Origin of the sequence: Dasania sp. GY-MA-18, assembly GCF_024734385.1 — a bacterium.
Classification (GTDB): domain Bacteria; phylum Pseudomonadota; class Gammaproteobacteria; order Pseudomonadales; family Dasaniaceae; genus Dasania; species Dasania phycosphaerae.
Genome location: NZ_JANHAP010000001.1, coordinates 159946 through 182301 on the forward strand (window position 1 = coordinate 159946; position 22356 = coordinate 182301).

Sequence of the window (22356 nt, forward strand, 5' to 3'; positions counted from 1 at the left end):
GCGCGAATCAATTCCCGCCAAGCTGTTAATACGCATCATAGAGTTTTTTATTTGTGGTGTGGGTGCGAACCCGCGTACCGGGTTCACAAAAATGCATTTGCACAGCCGCAGGCTGCCCACAGGGCGAGGCACATGGATGTGCCGAGTGAATTCCCGCCAGTGGCATTAACAAAAAAATAAACAATCAATAAAAAAGGGGAGCCCTACCGCTCCCCTAAACACGATTGTGGCTAGAAGGGTTTAGCCCCAATCGCCCATACCCGGTGCTGGCGCAGCGGGCTTTTCCTCTTTGGGCTGTTCGCTAACCATGACTTCGGTGGTTAGCATTAAGCCGGCGATGGAAGCTGCGTTTTGCAAGGCTGAGCGGGTGACTTTGGCGGGGTCGATAATCCCCATTTCCAACATGTCGCCGTAGGCTTCGGTTTGGGCGTTGTAGCCGTAGCTGTCGCTGCCTGCGCGTACTTTTTCTAGTACTACGCTGGGCTCTACGCCAGCGTTGCGCACAATTTGCCTAAAGGGTTCTTCCATGGCACGCAGGGCAATTTTTATGCCTTGCTTGTGGTCTTCGTTGGCAGACGCTAATTGCGCCTTGCTCACGGCGTCAGCCAGGCGCACCAGGGTAATACCACCGCCAGGTACTATGCCTTCTTCCACCGCCGCGCGGGTGGCATGCAGGGCATCGTCTACCAGATCTTTTTTCTCTTTCATTTCCACTTCGGTGGCAGCACCTACTTTAATTACCGCTACACCACCGGCGAGTTTGGCAACGCGCTCTTGTAGTTTCTCCTTGTCGTAGTCGGAACTGGCATTGGCGATTTCATTGCGTATTTGCGCAACCCGTTCGTCTATAGCCTGCTTTTCACCCTCCCCGTCTACCACGGTGGTGGCGTCTTTGCTGATAACTACGCGTTTGGCGCTGCCTAGGTGCTCTAGCTCTACATCTTCTAAACTTAGCCCTACCTCTTCGGCAATAACGGTAGCACCGGTGAGCACGGCTATGTCTTGCAGCATGGCTTTGCGCCTGTCGCCAAAGCCTGGGGCTTTAACCGCGGCGACTTTTAAAATGCCACGCAGATTATTAACCACCAGGGTAGCTAGGGCTTCACCCTCAACATCTTCGGCGATTAATAATAATGGCCGTGACTCTTTGGCAACTTTTTCTAGGGTGGGCAGCAGGTCGCGTATATTGCTGATTTTTTTATCAAACAATAGTAAGTAGGGGTTTTCTAGCTCAGCAGTCATTTTGTCTTGGTTGGTGACAAAATAAGGTGACAGGTAGCCCCTATCAAACTGCATACCCTCTACTACTTCTAACTCGTTGGCCAGTGACTTACCTTCCTCTACGGTGATTACACCATCGCGGCCGACTTTTTCCATGGCCTCGGCCAGTATGTCACCTATGTCTTGGTTCCAGTTAGCCGACACGGTGGCAACCTGGCCTATGGATTTGTTATCGCTACAGGGTTTGGCTAATTTGCCCAGCTCGTCTATGGCCACTTTAACCGCAGCATCTATCCCCCGTTTAATATCCATAGGGTTCATGCCAGCGGCTATAGATTTTAAGCCTTCGCTTAAAAAACCTTGCGCCAACACGGTGGCAGTGGTGGTGCCGTCGCCAGCAACCTCAGCGGTTTTGGCAGCCACTTCTTTCACCATTTGTGCGCCCATGTTTTCAAACTTATCTTTTAGCTCTATTTCTTTAGCGACCGACACGCCGTCTTTAGTCACCCGTGGTGCGCCAAAGCTTTTGTCTAGCACAACGTTACGGCCTTTGGGTCCTAGGGTAGCTTTTACGGCGTCAGCGAGGATATTAACCCCGCTAAGCATACGCTCGCGCGCATCATCAGAAAATTTTATAGCTTTAGCACTCATGCGGCTTTCTCCTCTATTTGGCTATGCTCAATTACAGCTAAAATATCTGACTCTTTCATTACCAATAACTCTTGGCCATCAACCTTTACTTCTGAGCCTGAATATTTACCAAACAAAACTCGGTCACCGGGCTTAATCGCCAAAGCCCGCAACTTACCATTGTCTAGTGCTATGCCGTCACCTACGGCTATAACCTCCCCTTGGCTGGGTTTTTCGGCGGCAGAATCGGGGATAATAATGCCACTATCAGTCGTGGTTTCTGCCTCTAGGCGGCGTACAACCACACGATCATAAAGAGGTTTAATTCCCATGAACGTTTCTCCTACTATGATTGAATACCAAATTAACTCGCAGCGGCAAGCATGGGCCCACCGCGCCAAAATTATGTAGGGGCAGTAAAAATTGATTTCAAGTATTTTAAATAAAAAATTTTTTACTATACTGAACAGGTAGATATAAACCCCTGTTATAAGCCCTGAGGAGTTTATTTATGCCCGTGAAAAGCACTATTAGCCGCGAAGGCTCTTTAGCCGCCTACTTTAAAAAACGCCTGCAGCGTTTTAGCCAGGCCTCCCCCCCGCACGACGACACCCTGTGGTATTTAAGCCATATGCTAGAACGCTACGGCCAAAGCCGTGAGCTATTTGAACAGCAGCAAGGGCTAAGCCTGCAGCCTTTGGCCCTACTTTATTTTGATGCACTAGCCACCAATAACAAAAGAGAAAAGCTGGCCCTGTTACGTAAGCTGGGGGACCAGTCTTTGTTTTTAGCGGCTTTATTCCCTGAGTATTTTGCACGCCGCGGTATACGCAAGGATTATATGGTGGGCATGGGCGGTGCGGCTTATTACTATGTCGCCGAAGCCAGTAAGCAACAAGCCCATATATTTTCGGAGTTAGCCACCGGCTTTGCTCGCTTATTAAGCTTAGTTAGCCAAGCTTGCTCTAAGGAGCATTTTTTTGATGCCCAGGATATTTTATTGCTGCACCAACGCTGGCTAAACAACAAAGACCAGTTAGCCGAACAACAGCTACGCGCTGTGGGCATTATCCCTATAGACCCAAGCTGGCAACATTAGCCGCGCAGCGCGCGGGATTAAGTAGTTTTTATTTTTCTATAAACCGTTTTAGCTGGTGTCGGTAGCGAAGGTTTTCTTGTTGCAGGGTCTCTTTTTGCTGCATAAGATCGATGACCAGCGCCACTGCTACCCAGTCTATTTCTAAGTCTCTTTGCAGGCGGGCTGCTTTTTTTATCCAGTGTACGCTGCTGGTATCAAATACCCAGTCGTTACTGCCCTGGCCAGCCACTGGCTCGGCTATGCCGTATTCGACAATATTAATAATTATTTCGCGCTCTATACTTTCCAACTGGCAGAGCTCGTTAATGGATAAGCTTAAAGTAATTTCAGCCATGCTATTTACTCCATTCGGCTCTGGGGTCAAAATTGGCAGCGGCATCGAGTTGCTGCCATAGCGCCTTAGTTTTTTCATTACTACTGCTGGGCATTACGATTTTCACCACGGCATATAAATCGCCAGCCACGCCTTTTCTATCCTTTAAGCCCTTGCCTTTAATACGTAGCTTTTTACCGGCTGGCGTATTGGGCGAGATGGTGACATTAACCGAGCCTTGCAGGGTAGGTACTTTGACTTTAGTCCCTAAGGCTGCCTCCCAAGGCGCTAAGGGCAAAGTAATGATTAAGTTATGGCCTTGCACATCAAACCATGGGTGCGGCACCAGGCGTATATGCAGGTATAAATCCCCCGCGGCACCGCCTTGACCGTGCCCTGCCCCACCCTGGCCTTTAACACGTATACGCTCACCATCACTAACGCCCTGCGGGATGGTTACTTTTAGATGTTTTTTGTTGGCCTCGCCTTGCAGATGATAGGCTACGGTTTTAACCGTTTTCTGTAGCGTATCCTCTAAAAATATAGGCATTTCTATTTCTACATCCTGCCCTCTAAATGCCTGCTGGCGACCTTGTTGGAAGCCTTGGCTGCCGCCAAACATAGAATTAAAAAAGTCTGAAAAGTCGCCATCGAAGTGAGCGCCACCTTGGCTATAATTGCGCTGGGAACCCTGCCACCCCGGCGGTGGTTCAAATCCGCCGCCAGGCCTGCCGCCGTATTTTTTTAGCTCATCAAATTCGGCACGGCGCTGATCGTCTTTTAATACTTCGTAGGCTTCCGCCACTTCTTTAAATTTTTCTTCTGCGCCCTTATCAGGGTTCATGTCAGGGTGATACTGACGTGCCAATTTTCTATAGGCTGTTTTTATGGTTTTTTCGTCGGCATCGTCTTTAACTCCAAGGATCTTATAGTAATCTTTAAATTCCATACCTTGTTCTCAGTGGCAATAAGCGTTTATTAATAATGGCAGTAAATTACTGTTCGGCAAGCTTAAAAGTACATTCACTTTGCTATTTTTTTGGGATGGTAATAACAATCTGCTGGTCTTGCTCTTCTATACGCATACCGGACTCATCCACAGCTTGCGCCAAGGTAATGGTTTGTGAAAACTGGCTGCTGCTTACAGCTTGCTGCACCGTATTATCATCACGGTTGCTATGGCTATTGCTTACCTTACCCGACAGGCTAAAAACATTGCCGCTCAACTCGGTATTGAGCTCTACTTGTTGGCCTTTGGGTACGGTTATGGTGATTTGATAGTGCTCAGCCTCATCAGCCATGGTAATTTTGGGACCCGAAGGTGAGTAACCAAAACCTCTGTGGCTAAAAATAGATTGGCCGGGTATTAGCTGGCTCATCATTTCGTCCATGTGCTTTTGCAGGCGGGAGAAGTGATTATCTTTATCCCAGGGCGCAGCCCATGGATCCCAGTTTTTTGGCCAAGGGTCGGCCAGATTTTGCATCATGGGCATTTCAATATTGCCCCAAGGGGCTAAGCTATTTAACTGTTGCTGTAAACGCCAGTTGTTATACAGCAACACGGCTATGGTTAATAAACACAGCAACAAAAGAGCCAATAGATACTGTTGTTTTTGCTTCGTTTTCATAGCGCTCCTTACGGTTATATTGCCAACAAATATTGATTAACAATCCGGTAGGCTAACTACAACCTACCGGCATAACACGATTAAGATATGGGTATGTGCTTCACCTGACTGGCCGGTGTATCTCGGCGCGGGATACGCAGGTTAAGCACGCCATCTTTTAGGCTGGCTTGTATATCCTCACTTATTGCGTCCTGTGGCAGCGACAAGGTACGCTGGAACGCACCGTAGCTGCGCTCTACTCGGTAAAATTGCTTATTGTCAGATTCGTTTTTCTCCTCTTTATGACCTTTCACCACTAATACATCGCCACTCACCTCTACCGACAAGTCCTGTTGCGATAAACCGGGTACGTCTAAGTTAATTTCGTATTGCTTATCATCACCGGTGACATCTATCTGTGGCCTATAACGTAGCTGTGGATTTTGCTCGGTAAGCTCATTTTGCCAGCCATTATTAAAAAATGGGCTGCGTAAACTGGGTAGCCCAACACTACTAAACACATCGTCGAATAGCCTATCCATTTCACGGTGCAAACGTAGCAATGGGTCTGCCTGCGCGGCTGTATTAGCAACGCTAATATCGCGACGGGTTACCGGTACGTGCTGTTGTTTATCCTCATCATTTTCGTGTTTAAACCAGTTCCAGGGATTGAGTTTTTCCCAGGTTGAATGCTTTTCAGTAGTCATTATTAACTCCTCATGCACTAAGCCAATTAAGCCTTACTAAGAAAACCCAGGCTGCCGGCAGGGCTAGTTTGCTGCCGGCAGCGCTAGTTGCTGCTAAGCCGCTTTATCGCCTTTAGCCTCGGACTTGCTTGCCGATTGATGCTCTATAACCTTGCTAGCTTTGTTAATGGCTATGGTTTTAGGCTTCATGGCCTCAGGAATTTCCTTGACTAGGCTTATAGTGAGCAGGCCATTGTCTAAGCTGGCATCAACCACCTCGACATGGTCATCAAGGTTAAATTTGCGTTCAAAGCTGCGGTTAGCAATACCTTGATGCAGATAGTTATGCTGCTCATTACTGGCTTTTTCACCGCGTATGCTTAGCACCCCTTTTTCCACTTTAATATCCAGCTCTTGATCAGTAAAACCCGCTACTGCTAAGGTAATAGCGTAGTGGTTATCTTCCAGAGCCTCGATATTATAGGGTGGGTAATTAGGGCTAACGGCATCACTGCTTAAAGCGCTATCCAATAAACCCGCAAGCCTATCGAAGCCTATGCTGCTGCGATAAAGTGGAGTTAGGTCTAATGTGTTCATCATAAATCCTCCCTAAGAAGCAAAATAAAATAAACAGCTTTACGGTAAGCTACTGCCACAGCTAGCTCCTTTAGAGCCTAGACATGGCAATCAATACCTATGGGCGGCGGGAGCTATTTCAATAGCTTGGTTAGATAAATTAATCATAAAAATTAACTGAAATATAAAGGCCATTTATTATTGGCCGTAGGGAGGCAAAAACTTAGCTGTCTTGGCCTAAGCTGACGACATATAGCCAGGCATAAGCCAGCACACCGGAAACGGTGGAAGCGATTAATATGGCAATCTTGGCCATAGCTAACAGCTCTTCATTACCGCCAAAGCTCATGCCGGCAATAAATATAGACATAGTAAAGCCTATGCCACAGAGAAAACTCAGCCCTATAATATGGCGTATCGTTAAGCCCTCTGGCAACTCACCCATGCCCAATTTAATCGCCAGCCAGGCAAATAAACTGATACCTAAACATTTACCCAGCACTAAGCCCAACATAATGGCCAGTGATAAGGGCTGTGCCACTATCCCAGCCAACGATAAGTCATCCAAAGAGACCCCCGCGTTAGTGAAGGCAAAGATAGGCATTACCAATAAAGCCACCGGGTGACGCAGTGCGTTTTCCCAACGTTTTAGAGGTGTTGACGCTTGATGAGCTGCATCCAGTACGTTTTCTACAACCTGATGCTGCTCTTTTTGCTCTAATATTTTTACCTCTGCTTGCTTGCCTGACTCTATACGCTCAAAGCGATGCAGTAATTTTTTTATACGCTTAATAAACCAATCCGGCTCTTTCGAAGAGCGCGCCGGTATAGTTGCGGCGACTAAAATACCCGCTACCGTGGCATGTATACCTGACACCAGCATGGCTAGCCACATAGCAACCCCGCCCAAAATATAAACACTGGGCCTACGCAGCCCCACGGCGTTAGCCAGTATTAGTAATAGTAAAATCACTGCGGCAATATACAGATAAGCAAGCTGTATAGACTCGGTATAAAACAGTGCAATAACCACGATAGCGCCCAAATCATCCACTATGGCTAAGGCGGTAATAAAGGCAAAAGCAGAGATGGGTATACGTGCGCCCAGCAAAGCCAACACCCCTATGGCAAAAGCCGTATCAGTAGCCATGGGTATACCCCAGCCACTGGCATAGGCGGTATCGAATGTTAAAGCAAAGTAAAACAGCGCCGGTACCAGCATCCCACCCAGGGCGGCCACTAAAATGGGTGCTGATTTTTTTATATCGCGTATTTCCCCGGCTAAGAGTTCGCGCTTGATTTCTACGCCTATAACAAAGAAAAATATAGCCATTAGGCCATCATTGACCCAGTGCTTAAAACTCATAGCATAGGGCTGCTGCCCTACTAGCAAGCCGATTTGATAGTGCAAATAGTCGCTATAGTGTTGCGCCCACTCGCTGTTAGCCAGCATTAACGCCAATACCGTAGCCGAAATTAAAATAATGCTGCTAGATTTTTGCTCTTCTATAAAATTTTGAAAAGGCGATAACACTTTGCTAAAAGCTTGTTCTAACGCCGTTTGATTGCTGCTCTCGGTCATTGCTGCACCTTGTTTAGCTACTGACTACGCAATTTTTACCACTGTGTTTGGCTTTATATAAGGCTAGGTCTGCTGCTTTAATCATAGCACTGGAGCTTGTTATGGTTTTATTAAGCGCTGCCACACCTATACTGACTGTCACATTTATGCCCTGTATTTGCGTATTCGCAATATTAGCGCGTATGCGATTGGCCGCCAGGTTGGCTGCACTAGGTTCTATGGCTGGCATAATAATGACGATTTCTTCACCGCCATAGCGGGCGGCAATATCCATGCTTCTCACCGAAGCGAGTATTAGCTGCCCCACTGTTGCCAACACCTGGTCCCCTGCTTGATGACCGTGGTTATCGTTAACCTGTTTAAAGTCATCAATATCTATCATTAACAAACAGACGGTATGGGGCGTGCGCTTAGCTAACTCTAGCTCTTTAGCGAGGTTTACATCAAAGACCTCACGGGTATATAAGCCAGTTAATTCGTCAGTGGTACTGGTATTGGTTATAAAAGTACTTTTTTGCTGGCTAATAATAATTGGGGATTCAAGCTGCGGGTTAATATTGGATAAATAATCCATGGCGGCAACAGCTATATGCACATCCCTGGCCAGCAGCTTATTTAACTGTTGATAATGCTCGTTGATAGCCTGCCACAGTTTTTTGGCCTGCTCGGGCTGGAATGTTTCATGGGTAAGTGACAGCAATATACTAACGTATAAATCTGTACCGTATTTGGCCTCTAATTTATTTGCTGCCGACTTTTTATCGGCAATATTTTGAATTAAATTAACTGATAGTTTCTCTTCGCCTAATTGTATTAAATCTTCAAAATATTCATCTTCACAATCGGCCACAATATCCCCTTATTCTTTATCAAAACCATCTACCACTATGGCCCCCATGGAGGCTGGCATGGCAATAATAATGAGGCGTTTAAAAGCAATCACAGGATCGCTTAATACCGGAAGTTTATCCAAGGCCAGCAATACCAGGGCGACTACCAGCATGGAAATTAAATACGCTATCACTATACGGGCGATATACACAGGCATACGGTATTGAACATCGCTTTGAAACACACCCTCGTAGGCAAAAAAAGCTAAAAACACAATAGATAAGATAAACAGCAGCGCAATATTAGCCATAGGCAGGGTTTTACTTAGCGACCAAGCCTCTTCCGAAAAAGAAATGGGCACCGCTAATACAAAAGAGCCAACAAATACTTGGCTCACATCTTCTAAATTAAAATAGAGCTTCAAAGGCTATCTCCAGCTAGGTAAACGATGTGATCGACTAGCAGTATAAACCAAAAACCGACCTTAGCTCAGTGCAAGCTAGGCCAGCACTAGGCTAGCGGCTGGCACCAGAGGACGTAGCAGCCAATTTGCCCGTAGCCAAATCGTTGATGGCCTTAGCGACCCATAAAAACAATACCCCTATGACTATGCCGGGAAAGCCTTCGTAAACATAGTTATGCCAATCCAATAGCCGCCATAACAAGGCTACGGAAAAACCGGTAAACACAGCGGCTATGGCTTGCCTCTCGGAAAATTTATAGCCCAGGCAATGCATTAACAGCAAAGGTGCAAAGGCGCTAGCCAAACCCGACCAAGCCATTACTACCATGCCAAATACGGATTGCTTATTAAAAATTGCTAACACTAAAGCCAGGGCTGTTACCAACACTGAAGACAGCTTTAATAAACCCACCTTTTCTATATTACCCGGCAAAATATCATGGGTTAGTGCCGCCGAGCAGCTCAAGACTAAAGAGTCTGCGGTAGACATAGTGGCAGCAAAAATACCCGCCAAGATCAAACCAACCAAGGCCGCCGGTAAAAGCTCTTGCGCCATAGTTGGCAAGGCCAGTTCGGCATCAAAGCCCGCGGTATCGCTGAGGTAAATTTTTGCTAATAGCCCCACCCCTGTAGCCATGCAGTAAAAAGCGGTGAACCACAGGTAATACCAAATTTTTGCTTGCTGCATATTGCCGGTGCTGTTTAGGGTCATAAAACGCACCATCACATGGGGCTGGCCGATAACTGAAAAACCAGCAAACAGCCAACCAACTACAAATAGCACGGCCCCCGCTGCACCGGGCAATAGTAAATCTTTAGGCATCCAATCCATATAACCGGGTACGCCATGTAATTGCTCTATGGCGGGCTGCATACCACCCAAGTGACTAACGGCTGCAACTAAAAGCACCGCCATGGCTACTATCATCACTATGGATTGCGCCGCATCAGTCCATATGGATGCTCGTATTCCCCCTGAGTAACAATAAATGCAAACAAATAAAGCGCCCATGGCCGCTCCCGACCATAAGGGCCAGCCCAGCAGTACATGCAAGGCCTTGCCACCAGCCATTAATTGCGCGGCCGCATAGGTCAGTAAAAATAATAAGGAGACTATGCCGATTAAACGCTGCAAGCTTACAAAGTTTTGCCCGTGCCAGTGACTCAATACCCCGGCATAACTCACTTCACCGCTGCGTTCGGCAGCCGCGCGCATACGTTTATGCACATAGAGCGAAGCGAGAAAGTCACCGCATATCCACCCCAGCATTAGCCATATAGCCGACAAGCCTTGGCTGTAGGTATAGCCAATCACGCCTATAAACATATAACCGCTATTATTGGTTGCCACCGCCGACAGGCCTACCAGCCAAGGTTTTACGCTAGCACTGGCCAAATAATAATCCTGTTTGGTGGAGCGGCTTTTCCAAGCCGAAGCTGCACCTATAAAAACAAAGGCCAGTAAGCAAACAATAAAAGAAATCAACATTAGCCCGCAGCCTTTTTAATTGTGGTATTGAGTGCAAAGGTTTTTTTAAATAAATCATGCACGACTAGCGGGGCCAAGGCTGGGTCTTGTTCTATGTCTTCACGATAACTTTCGGTGCGTTTAATTGCCTCATTTAAATACCGCACCGCCTCTTCAAACTGTTGCATAGCCGTATAGGCGCAGGCTAATTGATAGAAAGCATGGCTGTTTTCGGGGTCTATTTTTAACGCTTGTAAACAGAGGTTGGCAGCCCACTGCGGCTCGTGCAGCTCTAACACGGCATCAGCCTTATAGGTTAGGGCTTCACAGTCACTGGGGCGCAGCTTTAAAATATCATCGTAGATGGTAATTTTATTGGCTATAGAGCTTTCTTGCTGGGCTCTTAACCACAAGGATTGCAGCTCTTGGGTGAGCCCTATCTCATCGCGGTTTTCTTCTATGTGCTTGGTTTTTTGATGCAGTTGTTTTTCTATACCTGCCAAGCGGTTTTCATATTCCACAACCAGTTTAGAGATCTCTTCATCGGCCAATGAATGTACCCGCTCTTTCATATCACGTATAGAGGTCCAGCCCACCAGCACCAAAACCGAAGTAGCGGCTGCAATTAAATAAAAGAAATAGGTAACGGTATCCGTGGCATAACTCACCGCCCTGTCCACTGAGTTATGCTCCCTATCTAATATTTTTTGCATGAGCTCATGCTTGATATTTGCCTGGTCTACCCTAAGTGCCTTGACTTCATCGAGTATATAGCGCTCTACAAAAGGATTATATAAAGGCTGCTTTAAGGCCTCTATCTCGGCTTGGGCTTTAGCCAGCTGCTGCTCGCTATGCTCTTGCGCAAAAGTCAGCGTGGATAAAAATAAAGCAATAATAATTATGAAGCGATGCATATAGCCAATCCGTGATCGTGTATCTCTACTAAAGAGGCGTGTAGGCTTTTAACTGCAGCATCGTAATCACTTTCATTAACAATAAATTGCATGTCTACTTGCCGCATCGCTTGGTGTATAGATAAAACATTAATATTGGCACTGGCCACCGCCTGTACGGACTTGGCTAAGATACCTGGAATTTGCATATCACTACCAATCACCGACACTATGGCAACCGTTTGCTGATTAATATCAGCTTCGCTAAATGCTTTTTTAATTGCAGCAATTATCCGCTCTACCGTTTTTAAATTAGTGGATAGATAATGGGTAATAGTATTGGCATTGATATCCTTAGAAACAATTTGGGCATTAAAGCGCTGAATAATCTCTAAAATGGCAATATCATAACGCTGCACATTGCCCGCCATATCTTGATCAAATACCTCTAAGGCATACACCCCTTTGCAACCGGCAATAATTTCTACACAGGGGGAATCACTGACATATTCACTAGTGATTAAGGTACCTGTATGTTCTGGTTCAAAGGTATTTTTTACCCGCAATGGAATATTATTTTGTCGCAAACCTTTTGCCGCCTTTGGGTGTATGGCCTCCATCCCTAGGTTTGCCAATTGGTCTGCCACATCGTAGTTAGTTCGACCTATAGGTACAGCATTAGCTTCCCCCACTAAACGCGGGTCGGCACTGCTAAGGTGAAACTCTTTATGAATCACCGCTTCGCAAGCATCGGTAAGCACGGCCAGACGGCTAAAAGTCATTTCGCTGTAGCCGCGATTAAAAGATGACATCAATCCATCTTCACTGTGGGCATAACCGGTGACTATGGGCAGCTGTTTATTGACATCTATTTCTTTAAAAGCCAAATTAATACGCTCATCCAAAGAAATATGGTTATTGGCACGCCAGCCGGTTAAATCCACAAAGCAGGCATTAACGCCATCGCGCTGCAGTAAGCGAGAGGTATTCCAAGCGCTATGTGCTTCACCTATGCTGGCTAGCATTTCTCTAACGGTATGCAGATGGGAATCTAAGGAAAAATGGCCATGCTGGCAAAGGCTCTGCAAGTCCAGCAAGCATTTTTTAGCATCTTCTAAGCGGGCCTGCAAAAAGCTATTGGCCTCATGCAGTAACTCGCCCTCACCGAAAAGCTGCAAGTTAATCCCCTGCAATTCCTGGCTAAGCTTTTCAAAACGCTGTAACCAATTATCGCCACTCATACCTCCGGCAAATAAAGCGTAAATACCTGGCTCGCCGGTTTTTTTGTTTTCTAATAACTGGTCGGTCACGCCGCCATAAGCAGAAACCACAAACACCCGGCCATAGGGTCCGTTATCGTTGTTTAAAATAATATTATCCCTCACTGAGCAATAATCGCTCATAGAGGTACCGCCTATCTTTTCAATAGTGTGCATAAAAATTCGTCTTAGTTAATGTTGTTTAGCTGCGCATTCAATACACGATCGGCTGTGTGGCACTACCTCTAACCTGGCAACAGGAATAGTATTGCCGCACAATTCACAGTAACCCGCATCTTCGCTGTTTAACCACTCGAAACTTTTTACTAGCTCAGCCAGTTCCTTTCGATGGCCTGCGTATACGGTTTCATCTACTGGTGCCCCTATGGTTAAATCCAGGTTGGCACTACTGTCATCCGACTGTATTTGCTTTTTAACCGATAAAGAGTCGTTAGCTAATAGCTCTTGTTTTAAAAAAATAACTCTTTGCTCGATTTGTTTTATCAACTTGTTTTTATCTTGCGTGTTCATCATGTATGCGCATTCACTTTAAGGGGTTTTAGAGCGCTTATAGCCTCTCTGCTACAAATATATTCTGGCCTGGCTGGCCTGCCGCAGAAAGGCTGCTGCACTTGATTGCTAATAGCGTTATAGACAAAAAAAGCATTAGAACGTGGATAGGGGGTGATATTACTGTTAGAGCCATGCATAGTATTGCAATCAAAAATAATCACACTACCCGGCTTACATACCGCCGCCTTTACCCCTTTTTGATCAATCAAGGTGCTTAAACAAGCATCTGATGGCACACCATACTCCTGTTTTTTTAAGGAAGTTTGGTAGTGATTATCAGGCGTGTAGCCCTCGCATACCGCATATTGCTGATGCGAACCCGGAACCAGCATTAACGGCCCATTGAGGTTGTTATTTTCGGTTAAGCTTATAGACATGCTCAAGGCCCGCATACGAGGCATACCATCCTCTACATGCCAGGTTTCAAAATCTGAGTGCCAATAAAAATCTTTACCTCTAAAGCCAGGCTTATAATTTAGCCGCGACTGATGAATGTACACCTCATCATTTAAAATAAAACGCGCCAAATCCACCAGCCTTGCATCTTCAGCAAGCTGCTGGAAAATCGCGCTCATTTTATGCACAGCAAATATAGAGCGCACATCACCACTGCTATATTCAGTAATGGTCTCTCGCGCTCTTTTTACTGAATCGCTGCTGCGTAACTGCAATAATTCAGCGTTAAATCTTTCGATTTCCTGTGAGCTAAATACATCATCCAACACCATATAACCGTGTTGCTGATAATGCTGTATATGATGCTGCGCTATGGGCGCTTGCGACCAGTCACGGTTATAGACAACGGGATCTTTTCTTGCGATTAGCTGTGCGCTACGGCCATCTCTAGAAGCATAGTCATCACGGCCTGCGTCATGCAGTGCCGCGTCATCAGGGTTAGCAATGGCACAGTCCATCATTACATCAACCATTGTTTACACCTTTTATACTGTCTCTGCTTCTAACTCGTAGGCGCCCTCTGCATTGTGTACTTCCTTACCATTTAGCGGCGGGTTAAATACACAGGCCATTTCCATTTCTTCAAACGCGCGCAGTACATGCTTATCGTTTTTATTGAGCACGTACAAAGTACCGGGGCTTATTGGATAGCGTTTACCATCGGCCAAGGTTTCCACTTCGCCGCATCCCGACACACAATACACAGATTCTAAGTGATTTTGATAATGCATTTGAAAGTCGGCATCTTTGTAAATAGTGGTGATATGAAAAGAAAAACCCATACCATCATCTTTTAATAGCATACGGGTGCTTTCCCAGTTGCCATCGGGTGATACAATTCTACGTGCCGATTCTTTCGCGTCTTGTAATTGTCTAACTATCATAAATACTCTTCTTCCGTTATCTCTTTAATTTCTATAGTCATAGTCTGCCTGCCGGTAATAGTGGCAATTTCACCGCCATCGATAATCAGGTGATCACCACTGCGCAAAGACTCTCTATGCGTATCTGACATAATGCGTAGATACCCCTCGCCCGATGTGCACTCCACTTTATATAAGTTGGGAGCCTCACCAACAGGAAGCAAACACCTTTCACCAGGCCATATATTAATATGTTGTTGTTTGGTTTTTTCTGGCGTGTGCACCATGGGGGTATACATAACTTAAACCGCCTCCGCGAAATAAATTTTCTCTTCGGGAATTTCGTCAGCTTTTGCACAAACTTCCTTAATCGCTGCTTCCACAATATCTATGCCCTTTTTAAGATTTTCATCACTAATTACTAAGGGGCATAAAAATTTCACTACCTGATCATCAGCACCACTGGTTTCTATTAATAAACCTTGCTTAAAAGCAGCCCGGGTAATTTTGCCAGCTAGCTCACCGTTCACACAGTTAATACCCTGAAACATGCCGCGACCTTTGGTGGTGAAATTACCTTCGCCATAGTTTTCCACAATTTCATTTAAACGCTGTGACACATAGCGGCCCTTACGCTTAATGGCCTTAGAAAAAGTATCATCGGCCCAATAGTTCTCTAACGCCGCCTTGGCGGTAACAAAGGCCAGATTATTGCCCCTAAAGGTACCGTTGTGCTCGCCGGGCTTCCACTGGTCAAACTCAGGCTTCATTAGCACTACTGCAAAGGGCAAACCGTAGCCGCCTAAAGATTTAGATAAGGTAATAATATCGGGCTCTATACCAGCCTCTTCAAAACTAAAGAAATCACCGGTGCGGCCACAACCGGCTTGTATATCATCAACAATTAATAAAATGCCGTGTTTTCTACAAACTGTTTGTAAATTTCTTAGCCACTGAGCACTGGCCGCGTTAATACCACCCTCACCTTGTACAACCTCAACTAAAACAGCTGCAGGGGAATTAATGCCACTGCTAGAATCTGATAACACTTTATCCAAGTATTCTGTGGTATCGATACCATCACCCAGATAGCCATCGTATGGCATACGGTGTACACCGTTTAGGCTTACGCCAGCGGCATTGCGGTGGTGTGAGTTACCTGTAGCCGCCAACGAGCCCAAACTTACGCCATGAAAGCCATTAGTAAAGGTAACGATGTTTTGCTGGCCGGTAACATTGCGGGCAACTTTCATTGCCGCCTCTACTGCGTTGGTGCCGGTAGGGCCAGTAAACTGCACCATGTATTCCATACCACGCGGCTTTAAAATAGTGTCATTAAAGGCCTGTAAAAATTCACCTTTGGCTTTAGTGTGCATATCTAAGCCGTGGGTAATACCGTCGTTTTGAATATAATCTATTAGCAGAGGTTTAAATATTGGGTTGTTGTGTCCGTAATTTAAGGTGCCGGCACCGGCTAAAAAATCCAAGTATTGATTGCCGTCTTCATCCCACATAAATTCACCTTGGGCGCGATTAAATACCCGCGGGAAAGACCTGGCATAACTTTGTACTTCCGATTCTATTTCTTCAAAAATTCTCATGTGCTTCACTCCATTTTTTTCATATTTCAATTTGTGATGGCTAGCCCTATGTGCGATATGCGCGGCTAGTATGCGCGCTAAGGCATATCAGTTAGCGCGTGGGGATACGCATAGGGCCTTAGTGTAAGGGCCCTATTTTCACCAGCGTTTCGGAATCGTGCTGGCCATCGAAATGCTCTAAAGCATCTAGCCAATCCACCGCCTGCAGATCAGCATTAACTTGCTTGGCAAAAACTTTAAACAATCCCCAAGAGGCGTCGTTATCCTCGGTAATGGTGGTTTCTATATACTTGACGCCACTACCGCGCTGGCGATTAACAATATGCTGCAGCATTTTTTTACCCAAGCCTCGGCCACGCACCTCTTCGGATACGGCCACTTGCCAAATAAATAAAGTGTTAGGGCGATTGGGCAACAAATAACCGGATACAAATCCGACTATCTCGCCATCTTTTTCTGCAGCCACCGAAGTGCTCGCAAAATGGCCGCACTGCAACAAATTGCAGTAGGTGGAGTTGGTATCTAAGGGCTGGCAACGCTCAACTAGGTTGTTAACGGCAACCCCATCAGCCAGTGACGGCATGCGTAATTCAATAGGGCTACTCTCAGAACTTGCTTTATCAGACAAAGTGCCTCCAAAGGTTATTTATTTACAATACTAAGTATTTTTTAATAAAAAACACCAAACAAATTAGCCAAATATGTGAATTAGTGCCGATTTAGGCTTAATTTTTCGCCAATATGTTTAGTGATCTAAATATAGTACACTAAATAATTGTTGGCGTAAAATCAGCCAACTCTCAGGAAACCGGTAAACACAGCAACCAATTTCGCCTATTAGCTAAGCTGCGCAAGGGCAGCCGCAAGCCGCATAAAGCCCTGGCAACAACCAGCCGGGCCCAACTCAACAGCCCGATAATGAGCCTATTTATGAGCAGCAACAGCACCCCCACAGCGGTCAATACCCACAACTTAGGCACAGGCCGAGATTACCTATATAATCCGCCCAACAACCCCAAGCCAGCAGCCAACAGCGAGCAGCCCGTGAACCAAATAGAAGAAGTACTAGTTGCCTTAAGACGCGTTATTAGAGCAACCGACCTGCACTCCAAGCACCTAGCCAAAACCACGGGCCTCACTGCACCGCAAATTTTGCTACTGCAAACTATTAGGGATAAGGGCGATGTCACCATAGGTGAAATTGCCAAGGACATGAGCCTTAGCCAAGCAACGGTAACCACGATTATTGATAGATTAGAAAAACGCGGGCTGGTGTATAGGGAGCGCTCAAAAACCGATAAACGCAAAGTTCACGCCCACCTGACTGAAGATGCCCACAACACTTTGCAGGAAGCCCCCATCCCGCTGCAGGATCAGTTTGCACGCCAATTTAATGATTTGCAGGAATGGGAGCAGACCATGATCATCTCCTCACTGCAACGGGTCGCCCAGATGATGGACGCCCAACATATCGATGCCTCACCGGTATTAGATATAGGCACCCTAGATAGACAAAGCACCACCATAGATAAGCATGATGCTTATACAGATAAATAATGGCCTAGCCGTTTGGCAACATAGCGCTAGTTAAAAGGCCAGCCTCGCCGTAGCAGGCTGTGGCTGCTCGCCCAAAGCGCCACCAAAGGCCTGATAAACAGCCACCAGATCTTTCATCACCTGCATTTGGCCATCTATATAATCACTTTGCGCCTCCAACAGGCTGCGCTCGGCATCCAGCAAGTCCAGCAAGTCCGATAAACCGGCGCGGTATTCTGCGTCGGCCAACACCATAGAGCGCTGCGCCGCAGCCTGTTGATCAGCCAAGTGCTGCAAACGCTGCTGACTAAAGCTGTATGCCGATAAAGAAGACTGAGCCTCATTAATCGCCACCAACATTTGCTGCTGGTATTGCGCTAAAGCCTCGCGCTGGCTGGCACTGGCCGCACGTATACGAGCCTGCACCGAGCCCCAATCCAAGCCCTGCCAACTGACACTGGGCACCACCGACCAAGCCCTGGCATCGTGGTTTAACTGACTGGACTGACCGGTAACAAAACCCAAAAAGCCACTAACATTAATCGCCGGATAAAGATCTGCCTTGGCCACCCCTATCTGCGCGGTAGTCATTGCCAAGCGGCGTTCAGCGGCACGCACATCGGGGCGACGCAGCAATAGCTGACTGGCATCCCCAATCGCAACCGGGCCTTGCAAAGCCGGCATACTTTGATAATCGACCAGCTCTGACAAATCCACCGGCAGCTCATTAGCCTGAAAACCACTGAGCAAAGCCAAGTCGTATTGCGCTTTTTGCAGTTGGCTTTGCAACAACACAATGGCCGCCTTCACCGCACTTTGCTGCGCTTTAATTCGGCTAGACTCAAACTCGGAGGCCAAGCCCTCCTGCAAACGCAGCTCTATCAGCTGCAAGGTTTCAGCCAATATCAGGTCATTGCGCTGCGCTACTAACAACTTATTTTGGATACCGCGATAATCCGCATAACGACTGGCCAAGCTGCTAACTATGCTAACTCGCAGTGCCTGAAAATCAGCTTCGGCACTCTCGGCACGGGCATAGGCCGACTCACTGGCACGGCGCAATTTGCCCGCTACATCTAAGGCCCAATGCAAATTGGCACCGGTTTGATAGCGATGGCTATACACCCGCTCCGTGCTAACAGCAGGCTGCTGGCTTTTGCTGTTTTCCACCTGGGCACTAATATCCCCCTTGATCCAGCCATCATTATCGGCATCATCAAATTGCGCCATGGCACGCTCAACATTGGCGCGCGCCGCCGCTAGCGAATAATTATGCTCTAGCGTTTGCTGTACCAAGGTACTTAATAGTGGATCGTCAAAACGCTGCCACCACTGCTGCTCATAGGCGATGGTTTTTACATCGGGACTAATGCGCATATCTACCGTTAAGGCCTCTGGTTGCTGATAATCCGGGCCTACGCTAGCGCAAGCAGTTAACAGCATCGCACTAGCTAGCAAAAAAGAAAATTGAGTTTTCATTTAACGCTCTTCCGTAATTAGTTCGGGTCTAGCTTGCGATGGCACTAACGCTGGCTCACTGGCAGCATGATGATTATGCAAAGCACCGCGCCCTATATATTTACGCACCAATACATAAAACACCGGCGTTAATAGCAAACCAAACAAGGTTACCCCTATCATGCCCGAGAACACCGCCACCCCCATGGCCTGACGCATTTCGGCACCCGCGCCGGTAGAAATCACCAAAGGCAACACCCCCATAATAAAGGCGATGGATGTCATCAATATAGGGCGCAAACGCTGGTGGCTGGCCTCCAATATGGCATCGACTACTGACTTGCCCGCCAGCTCTTGCTCTCTAGCAAACTCAACAATCAAAATCGCATTTTTAGTCGCCAAGCCCACCAACACGATAAAACCTATTTGAGTGAAAATATTATTATCACCACCATAAATCACCACGCCTACTATGGCGGATAGCAAGGTCATAGGCACGATTAAAATAATGGCCAAAGGCAAGCTCAAACTTTCGTACTGTGCTGCCAACACCAAAAACACTAACAACACCACTAAGGGGAAAACAAACACCGCAGTGTTACCCGCCAGTTGCTGCTGGTAAGTGAGGTCGGTCCACTCGTACTCTATGCCTGCGGGCAGGTTGTCGGCCAATAGTTTTTCCATCGCCGCCTGCGCCTGCCCCGAGCTGTAACCCGGTGCTGGCGAGGCATTGATTTCAGCGGTAATAAAACCGTTGTAGTGCATAACTCTATCAGGGCCAGCCGAGTGCTTCACTTTAATAAACGAGGCTAAAGGAATCATATCGCCCTGCTTATTGCGCACTTTTAACTGGCCTATTTGCTCAGGCTGCTGCCTAAAACTTTCAACCGACTGCACATTCACCTGATAGTTGCGGCCAAACTTATTAAAGTCATTCACATACATAGAGCCTAAGTAAACCTGCATGGTGGCAAAAATATCATCCACTGCCACGCCCTGCATTTTGGCTTTTTCTCTATCTACATCCACATCAATTTGCGGGGTGTTAACTTGAAAGCTGGTAAATGCACCGGCTAATTCAGGTACCTGTCTGGACTTATTAATTATGTCCATAGTGGTTTGATATAAAGATTCGTAACCCAAGCTACCCTTGTCTTGCAGCTGCAAACGAAAGCCCCCTATATTACCCATACCAGGCACCGGTGGCGGTGGGAAGATGGCAATATAAGCCTCTTTGATACCGGCAAACTGGCCATTAAGCTGGCCCGCTATGGCATGAGCGCTAAGATTAGCTGCCCGCCTTTGCTCAAAGGGTTTTAAGGTAACAAATATCACCCCCGAGCTAGAGCTTTTACTAAAGCCGTTAATATTGAGGCCGGGAAAAGCCACCGTAGACTCCACCCCAGGGTGGGCCAAAGCCAGCGCCGACATTTCACGCACCACAGCCTCGGTGCGACTTAGTGAGGCGGCATCAGGCAGTTGCGTAAAAGCCACCAAATACTGTTTATCTTGCGAAGGCACATAGCCGGTAGGCGTGCTGGTAAACTGCTGCGCGGTTAATGCCAGCAAGCCCACATATAACAACATCACTATGCCAGCACTGCGTATGACTTTTTTAACCACCCGCGCATACCCCTGGCTACCCCAATTAAAAAAGCGATTAAAGGGGTTAAACAACCAGCCCTGTAATAATTTATCTAACACACGGCTGACCGCATCTTTAGGGGCATCTTTACTGCGCAATAATAAGGCCGATAAAGCCGGGCTTAAGGTCAGTGAGTTTAAGGCCGAGATAAATGTAGATATAGCAATGGTCAAAGCAAACTGCTTATAGAACTGGCCGGTTAAACCCGACATAAATGCAGTAGGGATAAACACCGCCGCCAGCACCAAAGTGGTCGCAATAATAGGGCCGGTGACTTCTTTCATGGCCTGCTGTGAAGCCGCTACCGGCGACAAGCCTTTTTCTATATTGCGCTCTACATTTTCCACCACCACGATGGCGTCATCCACCACTATACCTATGGCCAACACCAAGCCAAATAAGGACAGCGCATTCAGTGAAAAACCCAAGCCGTGCATCACCGCAAAGGTACCAATTAAGGAAACCGGCACCGCCGCCAAGGGGATAATGGCCGCGCGCCAGTTTTGCAAAAACAGCACCACCACAACTACAACCAGCAACAAAGCCTCAAACAAGGTTGCCACTACTGCGTCTATAGAGCCGCGCACAAACACCGTTGGGTCGTAAACAATTTGATAGTCCACACCCTGCGGGAAGTTAGCTTTTAGCTCGGCCATTTTGGCCCGCACCGCATCGGAAACCGCTATAGCGTTAGCACCGGCGCTTTGAAAAACGGGCAAGGCTACTGCCGCTTTATTGTTTAGCAAAGAGCGCAAGGCATAGCTTTTGGCGCCCAGCTCCACCGTTGCTACATCTGCCAAACGGACGATTTGGCCCTGCTCGCCCACCTTAATAACAATCTCGTTAAACTCTTGCTCCGTGCTTAAACGGCCTTTTAGGTTAATCAATAATTGAAAATCATTTTGCTCACTGGGCTGCGCCCCTAAACTACCGGCAGCAGCTTGCAGGTTTTGCTCGCGTATAGCTTGCACCACATCCATAGCCGTCATATTCAAGGCGGCAATTTTTTGCGGGTCTAACCATATACGCATGGAGTATTCATCCGAGCCGAATACGCGCACGCTACCCACACCGTTTAAGCGCGACAATTCATCCTTCACTTTAAGATTGGCATAGTTGGCTAAATATAAAGTGTCGTAGCTATCGTCTGGCGAGGTGATATGCACCACCATGGTTAAATCTGGCGAGGACTTTTCTACAATCACCCCTAAACGCTGCACCTCTTCAGGCAGGCGCGGCAAAGCACGAGTGACCCGGTTTTGCACCAATACCTGCGCTGCATCTACATCGGTACCCAACTCAAAGGTCACGGTTATTGATAAATTACCATCAGAGGTGGCCTGCGATGACATATACAACATGCCCTCGGTGCCATTAATCGCCTGCTCTATAGGCGTGGCCACGGTATCACCTATAACTGTGGGGTTAGCGCCGGGATAACTGGCAGTCACCACCACCGTAGGTGGGGTGACTTCAGGGTATTCGGAAATCGGTAATTGAAACACTGCAATTGCGCCGGCAATAGTTATCATCAAAGAGATAACCCCGGCAAATATGGGCCTGGAAATAAAGAATTGAGAGAACTTCACGCTACTT

At 47.0% G+C, this 22356-nt stretch carries 23 protein-coding genes; 2 read left to right on the top strand and 21 right to left on the bottom strand.

The window, feature by feature from the left end:
* Positions 1-240: 240 nt before the first annotated feature.
* Complete coding sequence (groL, locus tag NO559_RS00735; protein ID WP_258329848.1) at positions 241-1872, bottom strand: chaperonin GroEL; 1632 nt, start codon at positions 1870-1872, stop codon at positions 241-243.
* Positions 1869-2183, bottom strand: coding sequence for a co-chaperone GroES (gene groES / locus NO559_RS00740; RefSeq protein WP_258329849.1), 315 nt, complete (start codon positions 2181-2183; stop codon positions 1869-1871). The genes groL and groES overlap by 4 nt, the downstream gene beginning before the upstream one ends.
* Before the next feature lie 179 nt (positions 2184-2362).
* Between groES and NO559_RS00745 the strand changes: the two genes are divergently transcribed.
* A complete protein-coding gene (locus NO559_RS00745; protein ID WP_258329850.1) occupies positions 2363-2950 on the top strand; it encodes a hypothetical protein in 588 nt (195 codons plus the stop codon).
* 28 nt (positions 2951-2978) lie between these two features.
* Here NO559_RS00745 and NO559_RS00750 read toward each other — a convergent pair whose 3' ends face one another.
* From NO559_RS00750 to ectA, 17 genes are all read right to left on the bottom strand, one after another.
* Positions 2979-3284, bottom strand: a complete 306-nt coding sequence (locus NO559_RS00750; RefSeq protein WP_258329851.1) for a chaperone modulator CbpM — start codon at positions 3282-3284, stop codon at positions 2979-2981.
* 1 nt (position 3285) lies between these two features.
* Positions 3286-4212, bottom strand: a complete 927-nt coding sequence (locus NO559_RS00755; RefSeq protein WP_258329852.1) for a DnaJ C-terminal domain-containing protein — start codon at positions 4210-4212, stop codon at positions 3286-3288.
* 82 nt (positions 4213-4294) lie between these two features.
* Complete coding sequence (locus NO559_RS00760; protein ID WP_258329853.1) at positions 4295-4891, bottom strand: Hsp20/alpha crystallin family protein; 597 nt, start codon at positions 4889-4891, stop codon at positions 4295-4297.
* An 80-nt stretch (positions 4892-4971) separates the two neighbouring features.
* Positions 4972-5577: an Hsp20/alpha crystallin family protein gene (locus tag NO559_RS00765; RefSeq protein WP_258329854.1), complete on the bottom strand. Its 606-nt coding sequence runs from the start codon at positions 5575-5577 to the stop codon at positions 4972-4974.
* Between the two features lie 93 nt (positions 5578-5670).
* The gene (locus tag NO559_RS00770) at positions 5671-6153 is read right to left on the bottom strand and encodes an Hsp20 family protein (RefSeq protein WP_258330187.1); all 483 of its coding nucleotides are present in this window, start codon (positions 6151-6153) and stop codon (positions 5671-5673) included.
* 202 nt (positions 6154-6355) lie between these two features.
* Entirely contained in the window at positions 6356-7714 is a 1359-nt protein-coding gene (gene nhaA / locus NO559_RS00775; protein ID WP_258329855.1) for a Na+/H+ antiporter NhaA, read from the bottom strand.
* Positions 7715-7727: 13 nt separating this feature from the next.
* On the bottom strand, positions 7728-8564 hold the full coding sequence (locus tag NO559_RS00780) for a GGDEF domain-containing protein (protein WP_258329856.1): 837 nt from the start codon (positions 8562-8564) through the stop codon (positions 7728-7730).
* Positions 8565-8573: 9 nt separating this feature from the next.
* Entirely contained in the window at positions 8574-8969 is a 396-nt protein-coding gene (locus tag NO559_RS00785; protein WP_258329857.1) for a DUF2391 family protein, read from the bottom strand.
* A 91-nt stretch (positions 8970-9060) separates the two neighbouring features.
* Positions 9061-10497, bottom strand: a complete 1437-nt coding sequence (locus tag NO559_RS00790; RefSeq protein WP_258329858.1) for a sodium/proline symporter — start codon at positions 10495-10497, stop codon at positions 9061-9063.
* Positions 10497-11390, bottom strand: a complete 894-nt coding sequence (locus NO559_RS00795; RefSeq protein WP_258329859.1) for a TPR end-of-group domain-containing protein — start codon at positions 11388-11390, stop codon at positions 10497-10499. The genes NO559_RS00790 and NO559_RS00795 overlap by 1 nt, the downstream gene beginning before the upstream one ends.
* Positions 11375-12805, bottom strand: coding sequence for an aspartate kinase (locus NO559_RS00800; protein ID WP_258329860.1), 1431 nt, complete (start codon positions 12803-12805; stop codon positions 11375-11377). The genes NO559_RS00795 and NO559_RS00800 overlap by 16 nt, the downstream gene beginning before the upstream one ends.
* 15 nt (positions 12806-12820) lie before the next feature.
* Positions 12821-13162 (bottom strand): TraR/DksA C4-type zinc finger protein, encoded by a 342-nt coding sequence (locus tag NO559_RS00805; RefSeq protein ID WP_258329861.1) that lies wholly within the window; start codon positions 13160-13162, stop codon positions 12821-12823.
* Positions 13159-14130: an ectoine hydroxylase gene (thpD, locus tag NO559_RS00810; RefSeq protein WP_258329862.1), complete on the bottom strand. Its 972-nt coding sequence runs from the start codon at positions 14128-14130 to the stop codon at positions 13159-13161. Before thpD ends, NO559_RS00805 begins: the two co-directional genes overlap by 4 nt.
* Before the next feature lie 12 nt (positions 14131-14142).
* Positions 14143-14541, bottom strand: a complete 399-nt coding sequence (locus tag NO559_RS00815) for an ectoine synthase (RefSeq protein WP_258329863.1) — start codon at positions 14539-14541, stop codon at positions 14143-14145.
* Positions 14538-14672 carry a hypothetical protein gene (locus NO559_RS00820; RefSeq protein ID WP_258329864.1) on the bottom strand — a complete coding sequence of 45 codons (135 nt, stop codon included), beginning with the start codon at positions 14670-14672 and terminating at the stop codon, positions 14538-14540. The genes NO559_RS00815 and NO559_RS00820 overlap by 4 nt, the downstream gene beginning before the upstream one ends.
* A gap of 150 nt (positions 14673-14822) precedes the next feature.
* Entirely contained in the window at positions 14823-16121 is a 1299-nt protein-coding gene (ectB, locus tag NO559_RS00825; protein ID WP_258329865.1) for a diaminobutyrate--2-oxoglutarate transaminase, read from the bottom strand.
* 118 nt (positions 16122-16239) lie between these two features.
* On the bottom strand, positions 16240-16749 hold the full coding sequence (gene ectA / locus NO559_RS00830) for a diaminobutyrate acetyltransferase (RefSeq protein ID WP_258329866.1): 510 nt from the start codon (positions 16747-16749) through the stop codon (positions 16240-16242).
* 416 nt (positions 16750-17165) lie between these two features.
* On the opposite strand from ectA, the gene NO559_RS00835 reads away from it, so the two are divergent.
* A complete protein-coding gene (locus NO559_RS00835) occupies positions 17166-17678 on the top strand; it encodes a MarR family winged helix-turn-helix transcriptional regulator (protein ID WP_258330188.1) in 513 nt (170 codons plus the stop codon).
* Positions 17679-17708: 30 nt separating this feature from the next.
* Here NO559_RS00835 and NO559_RS00840 read toward each other — a convergent pair whose 3' ends face one another.
* Complete coding sequence (locus tag NO559_RS00840) at positions 17709-19136, bottom strand: efflux transporter outer membrane subunit (RefSeq protein WP_258329867.1); 1428 nt, start codon at positions 19134-19136, stop codon at positions 17709-17711.
* Positions 19137-22349, bottom strand: a complete 3213-nt coding sequence (locus NO559_RS00845) for an efflux RND transporter permease subunit (protein ID WP_258329868.1) — start codon at positions 22347-22349, stop codon at positions 19137-19139.
* Positions 22350-22356 lie beyond the last annotated feature (7 nt).

What these genes read in the sequence shown, in the direction of transcription:
- NO559_RS00790 (WP_258329858.1), bottom strand. Translation starts at nt 10,497, where the DNA reads ATGTTGATTTCTTTTATTGTTTGCTTACTGGCCTTTGTTTTTATAGGT.
- NO559_RS00800 (WP_258329860.1), bottom strand. Translation starts at nt 12,805, where the DNA reads ATGCACACTATTGAAAAGATAGGCGGTACCTCTATGAGCGATTATTGC.
- NO559_RS00765 (WP_258329854.1), bottom strand. Translation starts at nt 5,577, where the DNA reads ATGACTACTGAAAAGCATTCAACCTGGGAAAAACTCAATCCCTGGAAC.
- NO559_RS00770 (WP_258330187.1), bottom strand. Translation starts at nt 6,153, where the DNA reads ATGAACACATTAGACCTAACTCCACTTTATCGCAGCAGCATAGGCTTC.
- NO559_RS00745 (WP_258329850.1), top strand. Translation starts at nt 2,363, where the DNA reads ATGCCCGTGAAAAGCACTATTAGCCGCGAAGGCTCTTTAGCCGCCTAC.
- NO559_RS00750 (WP_258329851.1), bottom strand. Translation starts at nt 3,284, where the DNA reads ATGGCTGAAATTACTTTAAGCTTATCCATTAACGAGCTCTGCCAGTTG.
- NO559_RS00795 (WP_258329859.1), bottom strand. Translation starts at nt 11,390, where the DNA reads ATGCATCGCTTCATAATTATTATTGCTTTATTTTTATCCACGCTGACT.
- NO559_RS00805 (WP_258329861.1), bottom strand. Translation starts at nt 13,162, where the DNA reads ATGATGAACACGCAAGATAAAAACAAGTTGATAAAACAAATCGAGCAA.
- NO559_RS00760 (WP_258329853.1), bottom strand. Translation starts at nt 4,891, where the DNA reads ATGAAAACGAAGCAAAAACAACAGTATCTATTGGCTCTTTTGTTGCTG.
- groL (WP_258329848.1), bottom strand. Translation starts at nt 1,872, where the DNA reads ATGAGTGCTAAAGCTATAAAATTTTCTGATGATGCGCGCGAGCGTATG.
- nhaA (WP_258329855.1), bottom strand. Translation starts at nt 7,714, where the DNA reads ATGACCGAGAGCAGCAATCAAACGGCGTTAGAACAAGCTTTTAGCAAA.
- groES (WP_258329849.1), bottom strand. Translation starts at nt 2,183, where the DNA reads ATGGGAATTAAACCTCTTTATGATCGTGTGGTTGTACGCCGCCTAGAG.
- NO559_RS00840 (WP_258329867.1), bottom strand. Translation starts at nt 19,136, where the DNA reads ATGAAAACTCAATTTTCTTTTTTGCTAGCTAGTGCGATGCTGTTAACT.
- NO559_RS00815 (WP_258329863.1), bottom strand. Translation starts at nt 14,541, where the DNA reads ATGATAGTTAGACAATTACAAGACGCGAAAGAATCGGCACGTAGAATT.
- NO559_RS00820 (WP_258329864.1), bottom strand. Translation starts at nt 14,672, where the DNA reads ATGTCAGATACGCATAGAGAGTCTTTGCGCAGTGGTGATCACCTGATT.
- NO559_RS00755 (WP_258329852.1), bottom strand. Translation starts at nt 4,212, where the DNA reads ATGGAATTTAAAGATTACTATAAGATCCTTGGAGTTAAAGACGATGCC.
- ectB (WP_258329865.1), bottom strand. Translation starts at nt 16,121, where the DNA reads ATGAGAATTTTTGAAGAAATAGAATCGGAAGTACAAAGTTATGCCAGG.
- thpD (WP_258329862.1), bottom strand. Translation starts at nt 14,130, where the DNA reads ATGGTTGATGTAATGATGGACTGTGCCATTGCTAACCCTGATGACGCG.